This is a genomic window from Halanaerobium saccharolyticum (assembly GCF_003259895.1).
GTDB classification, from domain to species: Bacteria; Bacillota; Halanaerobiia; order Halanaerobiales; family Halanaerobiaceae; genus Halanaerobium; species Halanaerobium saccharolyticum_A.
On the sequence record NZ_QLME01000004.1, the window covers coordinates 24105 to 41590 of the forward strand.

Genomic DNA, 17486 nt, shown 5'->3' on the forward strand with positions numbered 1-17486 from the left:
CAGTTAATTTAAGTCTTGAAAAAAGCTTGAAAATTAATGAAATGGTTTTCAAGCTTCTGGTTTATTTAATTTATCATTCAAAATAGAGCATTTCAAAGTTGTATTTTGAATAGATATTTTTGAAAATTTCCTGATTTTTTATTTCCTCAGAAATCAAATAACTATCTGCTCCCTGAATTAGGAATAAAAATGGACTATCATTAACCAATATTTCTGTAATAATTTCGTAAGCTCTCTCTCTGCTTTCATTATTATTTACTAATTTTAAGTAATCTATTAAGTTGTCCATTCTTTCATTTTGATAATTAAAAAAATTATTCTCTGCAGTTGAATAAAAATTATCATTGATAAATTCAAATCTATTGTTATAATTAGCTGACATAATAAATAATTGAGACTCAAATACCGGACTGTTTAATTTTTTAAAGTATTCAGCCCAGTTGTATTCTTTTATTTCTAAATCTATATTATCTTCTTTAAACTTATTTTTTATAAACTCAGCAAGCTGATTATTTATTTTTGAATTATTTGTTATTAATTGCAAATTTTTTAGCTGACTACTAATATTATCATTTACATCTTTTAATAAACCTTCGTTAATTTTATTAAATAATAGATGACTATTATTACCATCTTCAGGAAAAATAAATCTGTTAAAATTTGAACTATCAGCAAAATTACATTTATCTAAACTATATCTTAACCTCTTTTTAAGTTCGTTACTGTTAGAAGTCTGATCTAAATAACTGTTATAATTAAATGCAGCATAATAAAGATTCTTATCTGCCAATTTCTGCATCTGATAATTGCTGTATCTATTTTTTTGCTGTTGATAGCTAGCAAAATCAGCTGAATTAAGTTGAAATAAATCAAATTCCTCTAAATTATCTTCTAAATTTTTTTCTCCCTCAAAATTAACTTGGATCTGATCTAAATAAGGTAGATCTTGCTCCTGGTAGTTATTTTTCCAGTAATTATCGCTTTTAACCAGAGTAACTTGATTTTTAGAAAAACTGTCAAATCTAAAGGCCCCTGTGCCAACTGGAGTTATTGAAAAATTAAAATAATTATTCAACACTGCTTCTAGAGGCATTACCACCGCTGCTCTCTTTGCCAAATTATATATAAATGGAGCGTAAGATTCCTCCAGTTCAATTTCTAAATTATATTTATCAAGAATCTTTATACCCGATATTTCTTCACTTTCTCCCTGACGATACTCATCATAGCCTTCAACTTCAGTAAAAAGTTCAGCATATGGAGATTTATTTTCAGCAGCTGCTAAATATTCAAAGGACTTTTTCCAGTCTTCTGCCTTTACCTCTCTCTCATTTAGTGGTACTGATTTTCCATTAATTTGATATGGATGAAAATAAACATTCTGCTTTAAATTAAAAGTAAAGACTGTAGAATCCTCATTTACCTGCCATGATTCTGCTAAATTTGTAGTTAATTGACCCTGCTTATTATAATTTACTAGAGTATCAAAGATTTGTTTATTGATCATCAGGGCTGTATCATTAGCAGCATAAATAGGGTTCAAATTAAAGGGTCTAAGCTCAACTTTAATTTTTAAATCACCACCATAATTAGCCGCACTGGCAGAAAATAAATTTAAAAATAGAATAAGAATAATAATAACAAAAGTTTTAGTCTTCATAATTATAAATTCCTCCAAAATAAAAAATCCTCTTAGTTATTATAATAGTTCTCTAAAAAGAAAAAAATCCCTGTCTGGATTTTAAATATCCTAAAACAGGGATTAAAATTCATCTATTTAATTAATAATTATTGATCTAATAAATGACAGGCCGCAAAGTGTCCATCTCCATATTCTTTAAACTCTGGTTCTTTAACAGGACAGGGTTCAAACGCTTTTGGACAGCGGGGATGAAATCTACAGCCAGAAGGTGGATCTACAGGAGAAGGTACATCTCCCTCCAGAATAATTCTGTCCTTTTTTTTCTTCGGATCTGCCTCTGGTATTGCAGATAATAGTGACTGGGTATAGGGGTGCATCGGATTGCGGAATAATTCTTTTTTATCAGTTAGCTCCACTAATTTACCCAGATACATTACTGCTACTCGATCACTGATATGTTTTACAACACTCAAATCATGAGCAATAAAGAGATAGGTTAATCCATATTCCTTCTGTAAATCCTGCAGCAGGTTTACAACCTGTGCCTGAACCGAGACATCAAGAGCAGATACTGGCTCATCAGCAATAATTAACTTCGGATCTACTGCTAAAGCGCGGGCTACTCCAATACGCTGGCGCTGACCCCCACTAAACTCGTGGGGATAGCGGTTCATATATTCTGCGCCCAGGCCAACATTTTCGAGAATCTCCTTAACTTTTTCATTTCTTTCCTTCTTGTTTTTAGCAAGATTGTGGATATCAAGTGGCTCACCTACAATATCCGCCACTGTCATCCGGGGATTAAGAGAAGCATATGGATCCTGAAAAATAATCTGCATATCACGTCTGATAGCACGCATTTCTTTTTTATCAAGTTCCATAACATTTTTACCTTCAAATAGAACTTCTCCAGCTGTTGCTTCCAGCAGTCGTAAAATTGTTCTACCTGTGGTTGACTTACCACAGCCAGACTCTCCTACCAGACCGAGTGTTTCTCCCTCTTCTACAGCAAAGGAAATATCATCAACAGCTTTTACATGAGCTACTGTTCTTTTAAATATTCCAGCTTTTACCGGGAAATATTTTTTTAGATTGTTTACTTCTAATAAATTCTCAGCCATTATTTTTGAACACCTCGATCCTCATAAATTCTTTCTCCACGTTTTTTGATTTCTTCTAAATGTTCATATCTCCAGCAGCGAACCATATGGCCTCCATCTGTATCTTCTAAAGGTGGTTCTACATCATAACATTTACCTTTAGCCAGAGGACAGCGAGTATTAAACTTACATCCCTCTGGAAAATTCAGCGGAGACGGAACACTACCTGGAATTGCTTCTAAACGATCAACATCTTTATCCAATTTAGGGATAGAATTCATTAAACCCCAGGTATAAGGATGTTTAGGATCATCAAATAAAGTATCTACATCAGTATACTCTACTACTTTACCAGCATACATTACTGCAACTCTATCAGAAACCTCTGCAATTACTCCCAAATCGTGAGTAATCATCATGATTGCCATTCCATAACTTTCTTTTAAAGAGTTCATTAACTCTAAAATTTGAGCCTGGATTGTAACATCAAGTGCTGTTGTTGGCTCATCAGCAATTAAGAGCTGAGGATCACAGCTTAAAGCCATCGCAATCATAACCCGCTGACGCATACCTCCAGATAACTGGTGAGGATATTCGTCCACTCTCTGTTCTGGCAGCGGAATTCCAACTTTCTGCAGCATTTCTATAGCCTGACGTCTTGCTTCTTTTCTTTTTACACCCTTATGCAGCGTAATTGCTTCTATTATCTGATCACCAACAGTATAAACAGGATTTAAAGAAGTCATTGGTTCCTGGAAAATCATTGAGATATCATTACCTCTAATTTTTCGCATTTCCTTTTCGGATAACTTAGTTAAATCTGTTCCCTTAAAGTTAATCTCTCCTGCTTCAATTCTGCCAGGAGGAGATTCTACCAGCCGCATAATTGATAAAGAGGTAACACTTTTTCCACAACCGGACTCTCCCACAATACCTAAAGTTTCACCTGGATAAATTTCGTAATCTACTCCATCTACCGCTTTGACTACTCCTTCTTCTGTATAAAAATATGTTTTTAAGTTTTTAACTTCTACAAGTGCTTCTTTACTCAAAAAACTCACCTACCTTATTTAGCGTCAATTTAACTCATCTAATTTAATTTTGGATCTAATATATCACGGAAAGCATCACCAATTAAGTTCCAGGAAAGACTGAAAAGCATAATTGCTGTACCTGGAATTACAACTGTATACCAGTACTTAAGTGCAGATCCCTGACCACCAAGAATCCAATCACGAGCAAAGGTAATCATCTGTCCCCAGTCAGCGTAGCCTTCTGGAGCACCTACCCCAAGAAAACTCAAAGCAGAGGCTGTAATAACCATTGAACCCATTCTCATAAAAGCCTGGATTAAGACCGGAAAAATACAATTTGCAATAATATGTTTAAAAATAATTCTAGTATCACTGGCACCCAGAGCAATAGATGCCTGCACAAACTCTTCATTTTTAATTTCTAAAACCTGAGACCGCATCAAACGAGCAGTCCCCATCCAACCAAATGTAACCAGAGCAATCATAACATTGTCTAGTCCCTTACCCAAAATAGTTGTTAAAACCATTGCAGCAACTAAGAAAGGAATCGACATAAAAACATCGGTAATCCTCATAAAAAATTCATCAATTATCCCTCCATAATAAGCTGAAAGGGTACCAATTATTATACCAAACAAGGAACTTAACCCAACTACTATAACTCCAATTCTAAAAGCAGTTCTGGTTCCCCAGACCATACCATAAAATATATCATATGATCCCTGTGCTGTTCCAAAAAGATATCCTTCTCTAGGAGGTTGGGGCTCTACCTGCCAACCTGCCCTAGGTATTTCATAAGCATCTTCTGGTGAGCGCGGGGGTGCTAAATATGGTGCAAATACCGCAACCAAAACAAAGAATAATATTATTATAAGTCCAAATAAAGATAATTTATTTTTTATTAATCGAGTTAAAATTTCTTTCCACTCCACTTACCATCACTCCAATCTAATCCGTGGGTCAATTACAGCATAAGAAACATCTACTATTAAGTTAATTAAAATCAATAGAAAGCTAAAGTACATTGCAACACCTAAAATACCCGAGTAATCGAGCTGCTGAGCAGCCTGAGCTGCATACTGGCCAATACCTCTATAACCAAAAACAGACTCTACTATAACAACCCCTCCTAAGAGGCCCAGTACCATAGGTCCAGCAACTGTAACTACAGGGATCAAGGCATTTCTTCTGGCATGTTTATTAATCACAAATTTTTCTGCCACACCTTTTGCTCTTGCAGTTCTAATATAATCTTTACGTAAAGTTTCTAACATACTTGAACGAGTAATTCTTAAAATATATGACCACCAAACAATCGCTAGAGTAACAATAGGACCGATTAAATGTCTAAATGCATCAAATACTACATTAATTTCCAGATTTAAAATACCATCCAAAACATTTAAACCAGTATATCGTACAAATTCAGCAGATCTAATAATTGCTGCTGCATCAGCACTAAGTCTCCCTGGTGGAAACCAACCTAAAACTCCATAAAAAATCATCAATACTAGTAAACCAAATACAAATGTTGGAAATGACCACCCAATGGTTGAAATAATTCTGATTATATGATCAAATTTTTGATTATGATGAACGGCCGAAAGCACTCCCAGCCAGATACCTCCCATAACAACTGGAATCACTGCAAATAAAGCAAGCTCTAGAGTTGCTGGAAAACGACTAAAAATAGCTTCTGTTACCGGTTGTCCAGCTGATTCTGACCAGCCAAAATCACCATGTACAACTCCTCCAATCCAACGACTATACTGTTCATACCATGGATCATCCAATCCATATTTAGAAATTAACTTATCCATATCTTGACCTTTTAACTGTGCAGGATCATTAATATAAGTACTTAATCTTTGATAAGGACCAAGCATCATAATCATTGAAAATACCAGTATTGTAACACCAAACAGTATAAAAGGAAGTATTAAAAAACGTCTAATAATATAATTTATCAACTCATAACTCTCCTTCCTCGTGTAATAAAGTCCTCCTTAAAACCTTTCCCTAACATAATTAGCAGGGAGGTTGCCCTCCCTGAGTAATTTTTATATTAAATTTAGTAATTTATTCTTTATTCAGCAACTTTGTCCATTGAGTAGAAATCTACACCTGGACGCACAGCGTTTGGATACCACCCTTTAACCCAGGTTCTTCTCGTATTAGACTTTGTTGGTTGATCTATCCAGAGATCAATAGCATTATCAATTGACATCTTCTGTAATTTTTTGTATATTTCTTCACGTCTTGCAGAATCAGTTGTAGAAATACCTTCTGCAATCAAATCATTAATTCCAACTTCGTCTGCCCAGTTTTTATAAGTATCTCCACGTCTATTAGCATAATAACCTGAACTATCTAAAAATGGTTGCACAAAATTATGTGGATCAGGAAAATCCGCTAGCCAACCACCAAAAGAAGCAGGTAATGTACCTCTTACAGATGCATCAAGATAAGTCGACCACTGCACACCACGAACATTAATGTTAAATTTCGGATTAATTCTCTCAATATAACTTTTTAACATATCCGCAGCAGTTTTACGAGGATCATTACCACTATTGTACACTAAATCCATTGTAAATCCTGTTTCCCAAAGTTCTCCATCAAATGCTTTCTGAAAATGTTCTTCAGCTTTTTCAAGATTTAAACTATAAACTTTTGAATTTTCATCATAACCAAGTAATGGATCTACTATTGGACCTCTCAACTGTATTGCTTCACCCATTCTGACCTGCTCAATAAAAGCTTCATAATTAAATGCATAACTAAACGCTTTTCTTACATCTTCATCAGCAAAAAAATCAGATGGAATACCTTCACCGTCTAATTTTCCACTACCAATATAACTATTACCTTCAGTCGTAATATCCCAGTTTAATATCATATTCATATTTTGTAGCGCTGGAATACCTGTTGTAACGACTATACCATCTTCACCTTCAACCTGAGATCTATACTGAGTTGGAGCATAAATCATATCTGCATCTCCACGTAATAACATTAATTTACGTGTGGACCATTCATCAACATTTCTAATAATAGCTGTTTTAAAGTTAGCAGGCCCTCTCCAATAATTATTATTCCTATTAAATACAACATGATCACCGTTAACCCATTCAGTCAAAACAAATGGTCCTGTACCCATCATTTTATCAAACAATGGATCTTCTTCTTTTACCGGATCATGACTAGCAACAATATCAGCAGCTGTTCCATCCCAAGCTCCCTGCTCGATTGACCATTCTTTATCTAAAATTGATCCCCAGGAAGCACCTTGAGCTAAAATATTTAAGAAAGGCGGATATGGGGACTCCAAATGAAATGTTACTCGATTACCATCAACAGTAATTTTATCTTCTAATACAGCCAATACTTTTTCTGCCTGCTCATCAGTTAACTGTTTGGGATCTTCAACTCCAACTACGTCTGCTGTTACATCACTTAAACCAGCAAAACCAGCACCAAATAATGGTTCATATAACATCCAGATTGGGCCACCAGAGCGGTCACTAATCATCCCCCTTAAAAAACTGTATTTAACATCTTCAGCAGTTAAAGAATTCCCGTTACTAAATTCTACTCCTTCTCTAATTAGAAAAGTATAGTCTGATCCATCTTCAGAAATAAGACCATTTTCCTGGCTCGGAACTTCTGTAGATAATAAAGGTGTAAAATTCTTTACACTTTCTCCATCATAACCAATTAAAGTTTCATAAACCTGATAAATAACTTCTGAACTACCAGTATCATAAGCAAAGTGAGGATCTAAAGTGCTCTGGTCACCAATGTTTACATAAGTAAATGTATTAGGACTATTTACTTCTTCCTGAGCTCCTACTACTGAAAATACTGAAAACACTAAAACTAAAGTTAATAAAACTACTAATTTTTTTTGCATACTCGAAATTCCCTCCTAATTTTTTAATATATATATCTACTCACTAATCACTAATCTCTTCTTTTTAAATTTACACCCCCTTGTCAGATGTATTTGTTTTTAAAAAGAAAAAAAACAAAATTATTAGTTTAACACTTAAATTATTTACTAACTTAAATTATATAATTATTTACTAAAAAAATCAAGTTGTATACAACTATATTATAAATATGGTTTGATATATAAAATTAAATATTGTTTGAAGTATCTTATTCGAATGAATTAGATAACAATAATTTGAAACTTGATAGTCTGAAAATATTAAGCGTGTTTTTTTGATAATAATCTCTGGTAGAAATTACTCTTCGTACAAAATCATCAGTTTCTTCAAAAGGTAATTTTTGTTCGATTTCTCCATTCCAACCATCGTTAATCCAAATTCTAACATTATTTTCTCCTGCATTATAGGCTGCAATAGATTTTATTAAATCATTATCAAATTTGTGGTACAGATAAGAAAAATACCAACTGCCAAATTTAATATTTAATTCTGGATCATCCAGATCTTCTAAACTAAAATCTTTATGCTCCAATTTTTCTGCAATCCAGAAAGCTGTAGAAGGCATTAACTGCATTAAACCTAGAGCACCTTTCGGAGATTCAGTATGTTTATCAAAACGGCTTTCTACATATATTAAAGCAGCTAATAATTCAGCCTCCAAAGAAAACTCTTCCGCATATTTATTTATTTCCTCCTGATATTTAACAGGTTCTATATTTCTTCTGATTGTCCATAAATCAAAATCACTATTAACAGTTAATAACAATATTGATAAAAACAAAAGAATAACCCCTTTTTTAATGTATTCTTTCCACAACTGCTTTATCCTCCCTCTGGTTAAGCTCTGTTTTTTTCAGCCAGAGAATGAATAATCATTTCTGCAGTTGCCAGATTAGTTGCCAGCGGTATCTCATGTACATCACAGAGCCTTAAAAGAGCGCTTACATCTGGCTCATGAGGCTGGGCAGTTAGAGGATCCCTCAAGAAAATAACACCATCCAGGCGATCTTTTGCAATTTCTGCTCCAATCATCTGATCTCCCCCAATTGGACCAGAAGCCATTCTTTCTACATCCAATCCAGTTTCATCGATTAATCGCTGGCCGGTTGTTCCAGTTGCAATCAACCTCATTTTCACCAGAACATCTCTATGTTTTTTTGCAAATCTAATCATATCTTCTTTTTTCTCATCGTGAGCTACTAGAGCTATTCTAATCAATTTAGTATCTACTCCCTTCAATACTTTCTCCCAGTATAAATCTAATTTTGATTTCAAAGCTTCAATTGTAGAATTATTTTTGATAATTACATCGGCTTTTTCTTTTTTCTTTTCCAGAGACATTTGAGAATTTATTCTCTTTAGGGCTTCCTCTTGATTAAGATTATTTCTTTTTTCTAATCTTTTTATCTGATTTTCTTCGGAACAGGAAATTACCCAGACCTGATCACAAAATCGGGCCAATCCAGCTTCATATAATAAAGGAGCCATAAAAACAACAATCTCATCATTTTTTAGATATTGATGAGCCTGTTCCTTCATCTCATAAATAATTAAGGGATGGAGCAGTGATTCCAATCTTTTTCTCTTATCCGGATCAGAAAAAACAATTTCTCCCAGTTTTTCTCTATTAAATTCTCCATCTTTTTTTAAAATCTCTTCCCCAAATTCATCAACCACCAGCTGCCAGCCTTTTTCTCCTTTTTGACTAATCTGATGAGAAATCTGATCAGCATCAATAATCCTGGCTCCTTTTTGCGCCAAATACTCAGCAGCTGTTGATTTCCCACTAGCTATACCACCTGTTAAACCAATAATCATGGTTATCCCCTTTCTTTATTTCTATTTTTGACATTGAGGACAAAAATAAGTTGAGCGTCCACTTACTTTAATTTTTTCTATTATACTTTCACATTCCAGGCATTTTTCTCCCTCACGCTGGTGAACTCTGAGTTCTTCCTGAAATGAACCTTTTTCGCCAAAGGCATTAACATAATCACTAAAACTGGTGCCTCCATAAATTATTCCTTTTTTAAGTATCTCCCGCATATTAAGAAAGACAGCTTCTTTTTCGGACTCAGTTATAGTATCAGCAGTCCTGTCAGGTCTGATTTGAGAGCGGAAAAGAATTTCATCTGCATAAATATTACCGATCCCAGCCACAAAATGCTGATTTAAAAGTAGAGATTTCATTAAAGCTCTTCTCTTCTCAAAAAGTTTTTTGAAATCCTCTACAGTCAGATCATCACTTAAAGGCTCGGGACCTAAGTCAGCCAGTCCGCCAGCCTGCTCGGGATGATTTTTATCTATCAGATAAACACGCCCAAATTTACGAATATTATTAAAGCGAATTTCCTGCCCGTCATTGAGACTAAAAATAACATGAGTATGTTTATCCCGGAATTCTTTAACCTCTTTAACCAGCAGTTTTCCGGTCATCCGCAGGTGAATAACCATGTTTTTATCTGTATTAAGTTCAATAATTATATATTTACCACGACGGTTAATTGCCTCAATTTTTGAGCCAATTAAAGAATTTTTAAAAGCCTGAATATCATCCTCGGGATAGGCAATCATATTCTTTTCTCTAATTTCTACTGCAGTTACAATTCTATCTGTAATTAAAGGACGCAGCCCCTTAACTACAGTCTCTACTTCTGGTAGTTCAGGCATTCTTTTTCACCTCATAATCTTCTTTGTCTCTCCAGTTTTCTCCGATCTGAAGATCAACTATCAGGGGTACATCCAACTCTGCTGTATTTTCCATTTTTTCCTTGATCAATTTAGCTGCCTGGTCTAAATCTGATTTATTAACCTCAAATACCAGTTCATCATGAACCTGAAGTAAGATATTCAAATCAAGATTTGCTTCTTTTAAAGCATCATAAACATCAAGCATTGATTTTTTCATTATATCAGCAGCTGTACCCTGAACCGGGGTGTTAATCGCAGTTCTTTCTGCAAATGAACGACGGTGATAGTTACTGCTGTTAATCTCGGGAATATAGCGGCGGCGGCCAAACATGGTCTCTGCATAACCGCATTCTTTGACTTTTTCTATAGTCTGATCCATATATTTTTTAACTCCAGAAAAACGTTCAAAATATTTATCTATATATTCCTGAGCTTCTTCAACCGAAATATCAAGATCCTGACTTAAACCATAAGAACTCATTCCATAGGCAATACCAAAATTTATTACTTTAGCATGCCGGCGTAAATTAGGAGATACTTCTTCTGGAGCAACTTCAAATACCTCAGCTGCTGTTTCAGTGTGAATATCTGCACCGGTATTAAATGCTTCTTTCAGTTTTTCATCTCCACTCAAATGAGCAAAAACCCGCAGTTCAATCTGAGAATAATCTACTGCCAGCAATACCATATCCTCAGCAGATGGAATAAAGGCTTTGCGGATCTCACGCCCTTCCTCAGTTCGAATCGGTATATTCTGCAGGTTTGGATCGGTACTGCTCAACCTTCCGGTAGCTGTTACCATCTGATTAAAAGATGTATGGATTTTCCCCGTTTCTTCGTTGATCAAGGGAGGTAGTGAGTCGATATAGGTTGATTTTAATTTTGCCAGTTCTCTATATTCTGAGATTAAAGGAATAATCTCATGTTTACCTTCCAGTTTTTCTAAAACACTGGCATTTGTAGAATAACCAGTTTTAGTTCTTTTAATCACCGGCAGCCCTAATTTTTCAAATAAAATTTCTCCCAGCTGTTTAGGGGAATTTAGATTGAATTCTTCTCCTGCCAGTTGATGAGCCTTTTCAGTAATTATATCAAGCCGTTTACCAAGCCTTTCTGATAAAGAAGCAAGCCAGTCTTTATCAACCTTAACTCCATTATACTCCATCCGGGCTAAAACCTTAATTAAAGGTAATTCAATTTCCTGATATAATTTAAGCAGATTATCCTTTTCTAATTTAGCCATCAGTTTCTCTTTTAATTCAAATAACTTAGAAATTTTAACTGCCAGTTTATTTTCATTTTCTAGCTCCTCAAAAGATAAAGTTAATTCCCGGCTGAAAATTTCTTCTACCTCTGGTAGTGAAGATGAGGGCTGCAGTAAATAAAAAGCAAGTAGTGGCTCAAAATTAATATTTAAAACTTCTATTTGCTGATTTAATAAAGCAAGAGAGGCCTCTTTAGCACCAGTCATTAATTTTGCAATCTTTTTCGACTCCATAATTTCTTTAATAGTGGCATTTATTTTATCTTCAGGCCGGTATGAAAATATATTCTCTTCAGCTTCTAAAGCAAATAGGAATTCTTCTATCTTCCCTTCAATTGCCTTACTATCTTTTTTTAATCTTAAAGCCACAGCAATTTCGCCAGCTTTTAAAGATTTTTCTTTAAAACCATCCAGATCTTCGTCTTTTAAACTTTTAATTTCAAGCTCCTCAAAATTGGCTTCTTCTTTAAAATCAAAACGGTCAAGTAAAGAAGTGAAACCAAGTTTTTCAAATTGCTCTGCTGCTTCCTGATCATCATAAAGATCCAGTCGGCACTGATCAAAATCAATATCAACTGGGACATCTCTTTTAATTTTCCCCAGTCTGTAGCTCATTCGAGCCTGTTCAGTATATTTACGCAGATTTTCTTTTCTCTTTTTACCTGAAACTTTGTCTATGTTGGCTAAAATTTCTTCCATCGATCCAAATTCTTTTAGCAATTTTAAAGCTGTTTTTTTACCAATACCAGGAACTCCCGGAATATTATCAGAACTATCCCCCATTAACCCCTTGCGGTCTATTAACTTTTCAGGTGGCAGCTCATATTTCTCCATTACCTTATCCAGGTCAAATTTAACTAAATCAGAAATTCCTTTTCTGGTATACAAAATATTCACATTTTCTGAAACCAGCTGCAGGGCATCTCTATCTCCGGTAACAATATAAACTTTATAACCTGCTTCTGCTGCTTCTTTAGAAAGAGTACCCAGTAAATCATCAGCTTCATAACCCTCTTTCGCCATCATTGGAATCTTTAACTTTTCTATCGTCTGCTGCAGAAGTGGAATTTGAGGAACAAGTTCCTCAGGCATTTTTTTTCTACCTGCTTTATAATCTTCATATTCTTCATGTCTAAAAGTAGGTGCTTTTTTATCAAAAGTAATAATCATTCGATCAGGATTCCACTCTTCTGTTAGACTAAAGAGCATCCGTACAAAACCAAAAACAGCATTTGTATATTCTCCGTCATCATTTGTCAGCAGAGGTAAGGCATAAAATGCACGGTGTGTGAGGCTGTGACCATCTAATAAAAAAAGTGTTTTTTTCTCCTCATTTTCTTTGTTTGACAAAAAAATCATCTCCCATTTAAAACTTCTATTTAAAGTAATTTATATAGTAGTTTTTATTAATCATAACTATTATTATCTTCATCTACATTTAAAGGTAAAATAATGATGAATTTTGTTCCTGTTCCAGCTTCACTTTCCACATCAATATCTCCCTGATAACTATCAACAATCTGTTTAGCTATAGCTAATCCCAGGCCAGACCCCTTATTATCTTTTCTTGTCCGAGATTTATCAGCCTGATAAAAACGATCAAAAACAAATGGTAGATCGTCACTGGAAATTCCAGGGCCATTATCTGTTATAGAAAAATAAAATTTATCTGTTTCAATCTTATCAATTTTAATCTCTATCTTACCTCTATGTGAGGTAAACTTAATCGCATTGTCCAGAAAAATTCGCAGCAGCTGTTTAAATAAATTCGGATCACCATAAAAATCAATTTTAGCTTCTTCTGCAAATTCTAAGTCTATTTCTTTTTCCATTAATTCAAATTCTTTAATGATTTCTTTGATTAAATTATTAAAATTAAAAAGTTCTTCTTCCTTTTTAAACTCACTGTCATCACCACGAGCCAGAAGCAGTAAATTCTCCATCAGCTGTTTCATACTAACTGTTTCTTTCTTAATCGCTTCTATCGCTTCGTCTCTAACATCCTTTTTTTCTTTACCCCAGCGGTCAAGTAAATCAACATAACCTTTAATTACAGAAATTGGTGTCCTTAATTCGTGAGAAGCATCAGATACAAACTGTTTCTGCCTTTTAAATGACTTTTCCAGTCGATCAAGCATTGAATTAAATGTCAAAGCCAGTTTTTTTAGTTCATCATCAGGTCCACTAACTTCAAGTCTGCGCCCTAAATCGCTGGAACTAATTTCTCTAGCTGTTTCGGTAACCTTATTGATTGGGGAAAGCATTCTTTTGGTGGTAAAATAACCTAAAAAAACCGAAATCAAAGCTCCGATTCCAGCAGCTATAGTTAAGACTATAATTAAAAAATCGAGGAAGTTTTTCTCAAAAGTAATATCTCTAACTACCTGCAGATAGCCGCGGGAAAAAACAAAATTATTCATTGGAATAGTTTTAACAGCCAGCACCTTTGTCCCAGAACGGAATTCTTCTATTTCTGCACTAATAGGAATATCCATCTCTTCTAAATATTTTGATTGGGCCTGAACTTTTCCGTCTTTATTCAGCACCCTGAAAAATATATTTTCTTCACTTCTACTAATCTGCTGTAAAAGATCGGTATCAAAAAAATTAACCGGATCTCCAATCCCCGAAAATTGTGATAACACAAGCTCAGTTGTATTATTGATACTCTTTTTAATATTATCATCAATAAAACTGGAAAGAAAAAAATAAATTGATAAATTAATTAAAAAAATGAGCATCATAAACATAAAAGCATAAAGAATTGTGATTTTCCAGGAAATCTTACTTTTCTTATTTACAAAATCAAACATTCTTATCTGTCCTCAATACATAACCAACACCACGGACTGTATGTATTAATTTTTGATCATAGGGGTCATCAATTTTACTGCGTAAATAACGGATATAAACATCTACAATATTGGTTTCTCCAGTGTAATCATAACCCCAGACATTGTTTAATAATTTATCTCTACTGACAACAATACCTTCATTCTTAATTAAGTAAACTAAAAGATCATACTCTTTTTTAGTTAATTCTATTTCTTCTCCCGCTCTTTTGACAATATGAGCATCTAAATTAACCTCTACATCAGCAGTTTTTAATACATTATCTGCTTCAACATTCCCCTCATCTCTTCTTAAATGGGCTCTTATTCTGGCCAACAATTCTTCTATTTCAAAAGGTTTGGTTAAATAGTCATCTGCCCCAGTATCCAGTCCCATTATCTTATCTTCAAGGTCAGATTTTGCAGTCAGCATAATTATTGGAATATCCGAAAATTCTCTTATTCGACTGCAGACTTCAATCCCATTCAGCCCCGGCAGCATTATATCTAATAATAATAGATCAAAATCATTAGCTTTTAAAGTATTAATTCCATCATATCCATTATCAAATTTTTCAACCTGATAACCTTCATGTTCAAGTTCTAATTCCACAAATCTTGCAATTTGAGCATCATCTTCGATCAGAAGTATTTTTTTGTCCACTTTACTCACCCCTCTTATTATATCAATTATCAAGCTAAAATTAAAGACATACTAATTTATAATTTCTAATAACTAAAGTCTCTACCCGATAACTCAAAAAGAAAAACCGGGCCAGTAAAGCCCGGATTCTTAATATTATCCTTATTATTTAAAGATCATTTGGCTTATCACCGATTCTACCAAAGAGTACTTCTGTATTTCCATTTCTAATAACCTTAAACATTATTTTATCTCCGACCTCTTTTTCTGAGATGATTTCAGTTAAATCTGAAGTGCTCTCGATTTTCTGCTGGTCTACTTCCTTAATTATATCATAGTTTTCAAGGCCTGCCTCTTCTGCTGGACTATTCTCATAAACTTCAATAACTACTACACCTTCTCGATTATCCAGGTTAAAATATTCCTGAACATCTCTTGTTATTTCGCTGAATGCTATTCCAATCCAGGGTCGTGTTACCTCACCTGTATTTTCCAATTCGTTGACTATATCTTTAATTTCATTAACAGGAATTGCAAACCCAATACCCTGTCCTGCTCTTGAGACGGCCGTATTTATACCGATTACCTGACCATCATTATTGAGCAGAGGACCTCCACTATTACCAGGATTAATTGCTGCATCAAGCTGAATTAAATTTTGATAAGTCCTTACCTGTCGCTCTGCAGTAGGAATCTGAATTGGTCGCCCTGTAGCACTTATTACACCTACTGTTACAGTGTGCTCAAATCCCAGCGGATTACCAATAGCGATTGCCCACTGTCCAGGTCTGATTGCTTCAGAATCTCCCATTTCTAAAGGTGTTAATTCCTCTTCTAAATCAGAAGTATCAATTTTCAAAACTGCAAGATCCAGACTGAAATCAGACCAGGCTACTTCTGCCTGAACAGGTTCTTCAATACCATTAATTTCTACTTCTATCTTATCTGCATCATTAATCACATGCTGATTTGTTACAATATAACCATCTTCAGAAACTATAAAACCTGAACCAAAACCCTGTCTTTCCCGGGGCTGTTGTTCCGGAGTCTGAAAACGGTCTCCAAAAAAGAATCTAAAGTAAGGGTCATTAAACATCTCTGGCAGCTGCTGATTACCTGAGGTTTCAACAGTTGTGGTAACTTTAACAACACCATCATTTACTTCTTCTGCAATATCTGCAAAATGATCTGTTTGATAAATGTTTTGGTTCTGCTGATCCTGAGCTAATACAGCTGGAGCTGAACCTGCTATTAATGAAATAATAATTAAAGCTAATAATGTTTTCTGAAGTAAAGACTTGTTTTTTCTCATTACTAACACCATCCTTAATGAATTTTAAAATAAAACAGCAAAGACAGATCTTATCTCCAAACTCTGTCATCCAGAGCAGGGAAGAATATTAAAAAAGGAATTTCAATCTGTTTTCAGTTTTGACTTTACTGTTTTAGCTTCCAATTATAATATAGCAGAGATAAATTAAAGAATAATTAAGCAAAAATTAGATTTAGATTAAATTATTTTTTTGCCTGATTTTTTACTTTTTTCATTTCTTTTTCTATTTCTTCCTGATCACCGAGATAATATTTATCTTTCACATTCATCTCCAGATCAAATTCATAAACTAAAGGCCTTCCGGTTGGGATATTTAAAGAAGAAATATCTTCATCTGAAATACCATCAAGGTGTTTAACCAGGGCTCTCAAACTATTGCCGTGGGCTGAAATAATTATTTTTTTACCTTTTTTCATCTCTGGTACAATTTCATTTTCCCAGTAGGGCATAACTCTATCAATTGTCATTTTCAGACTTTCTGCAGTTGGCAGCTCTGATTCGCTTAACTCTGCATACTTGTCTTCGTGTCCGGGATAACGATCATCATCTTTATCTAACTCAGGTGGTGGCGTAGCAAAACTTCGGCGCCAGATATGCACCTGTTCTGCTCCTTCTTTCTCAGCAGTTTCAGCTTTATTTAATCCCTGAAGCGCTCCATAATGTCTTTCATTCAATTTCCAGGATTTAATTACTGGAATCCAGTGTAAATCCATAATATCTAATATTATATTTAAGGTTTTAGTTGCTCTTTTTAAATATGAAGTATAGGCAAGATCAAATTTAAATCCTTCTTCATTTAATAATCTACCAGCTTCTTCTGCTTCTTTAACTCCCTGTTCACTTAAATCAACATCTGTCCAACCTGTAAACCTGTTGGCTAAATTCCATTCACTCTCTCCGTGTCTGACCAGTACAATTTTCATCAAATCACCCTTTCAATCTTTAGTTTGTTATCAAAGCTTTTCTATACTTATATAATTATAGGCAAAACTGTT

14 protein-coding genes are annotated in these 17486 nt (G+C 34.4%); all 14 read right to left on the reverse strand.

Annotation, left to right across the window (positions count from 1 at the left end):
- Nucleotides 1-73: 73 nt before the first annotated feature.
- A complete protein-coding gene (locus tag C7958_RS04175; protein ID WP_111571419.1) occupies nt 74-1660 on the reverse strand; it encodes an ABC transporter substrate-binding protein in 1587 nt (528 codons plus the stop codon).
- 128 nt (nt 1661-1788) lie between these two features.
- Nucleotides 1789-2763: an ABC transporter ATP-binding protein gene (locus C7958_RS04180; protein WP_111571420.1), complete on the reverse strand. Its 975-nt coding sequence runs from the start codon at nt 2761-2763 to the stop codon at nt 1789-1791.
- Nucleotides 2763-3794 (reverse strand): ABC transporter ATP-binding protein, encoded by a 1032-nt coding sequence (locus C7958_RS04185; protein WP_111571421.1) that lies wholly within the window; start codon nt 3792-3794, stop codon nt 2763-2765. Before C7958_RS04185 ends, C7958_RS04180 begins: the two co-directional genes overlap by 1 nt.
- Nucleotides 3795-3832: 38 nt before the next feature.
- Nucleotides 3833-4708 carry an ABC transporter permease gene (locus C7958_RS04190; protein ID WP_111571422.1) on the reverse strand — a complete coding sequence of 292 codons (876 nt, stop codon included), beginning with the start codon at nt 4706-4708 and terminating at the stop codon, nt 3833-3835.
- 6 nt (nt 4709-4714) lie between these two features.
- Nucleotides 4715-5746 (reverse strand): ABC transporter permease, encoded by a 1032-nt coding sequence (locus C7958_RS04195; RefSeq protein ID WP_111571423.1) that lies wholly within the window; start codon nt 5744-5746, stop codon nt 4715-4717.
- A gap of 116 nt (nt 5747-5862) precedes the next feature.
- Entirely contained in the window at nt 5863-7689 is a 1827-nt protein-coding gene (locus tag C7958_RS04200) for an ABC transporter substrate-binding protein (RefSeq protein WP_111571424.1), read from the reverse strand.
- A gap of 248 nt (nt 7690-7937) precedes the next feature.
- Nucleotides 7938-8546, reverse strand: coding sequence for a lytic transglycosylase domain-containing protein (locus C7958_RS04205; protein ID WP_111571425.1), 609 nt, complete (start codon nt 8544-8546; stop codon nt 7938-7940).
- A 20-nt stretch (nt 8547-8566) separates the two neighbouring features.
- Entirely contained in the window at nt 8567-9547 is a 981-nt protein-coding gene (coaE, locus tag C7958_RS04210; RefSeq protein WP_111571426.1) for a dephospho-CoA kinase, read from the reverse strand.
- A 21-nt stretch (nt 9548-9568) separates the two neighbouring features.
- Nucleotides 9569-10399, reverse strand: coding sequence for a bifunctional DNA-formamidopyrimidine glycosylase/DNA-(apurinic or apyrimidinic site) lyase (mutM, locus tag C7958_RS04215; RefSeq protein WP_111571427.1), 831 nt, complete (start codon nt 10397-10399; stop codon nt 9569-9571).
- Nucleotides 10392-13034 (reverse strand): DNA polymerase I, encoded by a 2643-nt coding sequence (polA, locus tag C7958_RS04220; protein WP_111571428.1) that lies wholly within the window; start codon nt 13032-13034, stop codon nt 10392-10394. The genes mutM and polA overlap by 8 nt, the downstream gene beginning before the upstream one ends.
- A 56-nt stretch (nt 13035-13090) precedes the next feature.
- Complete coding sequence (locus tag C7958_RS04225) at nt 13091-14497, reverse strand: sensor histidine kinase (RefSeq protein WP_111571429.1); 1407 nt, start codon at nt 14495-14497, stop codon at nt 13091-13093.
- Nucleotides 14490-15179, reverse strand: coding sequence for a response regulator transcription factor (locus C7958_RS04230; RefSeq protein ID WP_111571430.1), 690 nt, complete (start codon nt 15177-15179; stop codon nt 14490-14492). The genes C7958_RS04225 and C7958_RS04230 overlap by 8 nt, the downstream gene beginning before the upstream one ends.
- 148 nt (nt 15180-15327) lie before the next feature.
- The gene (locus C7958_RS04235) at nt 15328-16470 is read right to left on the reverse strand and encodes a S1C family serine protease (protein ID WP_111571431.1); all 1143 of its coding nucleotides are present in this window, start codon (nt 16468-16470) and stop codon (nt 15328-15330) included.
- 203 nt (nt 16471-16673) lie between these two features.
- Nucleotides 16674-17414 carry a 2,3-diphosphoglycerate-dependent phosphoglycerate mutase gene (gpmA, locus tag C7958_RS04240; RefSeq protein WP_111571432.1) on the reverse strand — a complete coding sequence of 247 codons (741 nt, stop codon included), beginning with the start codon at nt 17412-17414 and terminating at the stop codon, nt 16674-16676.
- Nucleotides 17415-17486: the final 72 nt, after the last annotated feature.

What these genes read in the sequence shown, in the direction of transcription:
- C7958_RS04180 (WP_111571420.1), bottom strand. Translation starts at nt 2,763, where the DNA reads ATGGCTGAGAATTTATTAGAAGTAAACAATCTAAAAAAATATTTCCCG.
- gpmA (WP_111571432.1), bottom strand. Translation starts at nt 17,414, where the DNA reads ATGAAAATTGTACTGGTCAGACACGGAGAGAGTGAATGGAATTTAGCC.
- C7958_RS04225 (WP_111571429.1), bottom strand. Translation starts at nt 14,497, where the DNA reads ATGTTTGATTTTGTAAATAAGAAAAGTAAGATTTCCTGGAAAATCACA.
- C7958_RS04235 (WP_111571431.1), bottom strand. Translation starts at nt 16,470, where the DNA reads ATGAGAAAAAACAAGTCTTTACTTCAGAAAACATTATTAGCTTTAATT.
- C7958_RS04200 (WP_111571424.1), bottom strand. Translation starts at nt 7,689, where the DNA reads ATGCAAAAAAAATTAGTAGTTTTATTAACTTTAGTTTTAGTGTTTTCA.
- coaE (WP_111571426.1), bottom strand. Translation starts at nt 9,547, where the DNA reads ATGATTATTGGTTTAACAGGTGGTATAGCTAGTGGGAAATCAACAGCT.
- mutM (WP_111571427.1), bottom strand. Translation starts at nt 10,399, where the DNA reads ATGCCTGAACTACCAGAAGTAGAGACTGTAGTTAAGGGGCTGCGTCCT.
- C7958_RS04175 (WP_111571419.1), bottom strand. Translation starts at nt 1,660, where the DNA reads ATGAAGACTAAAACTTTTGTTATTATTATTCTTATTCTATTTTTAAAT.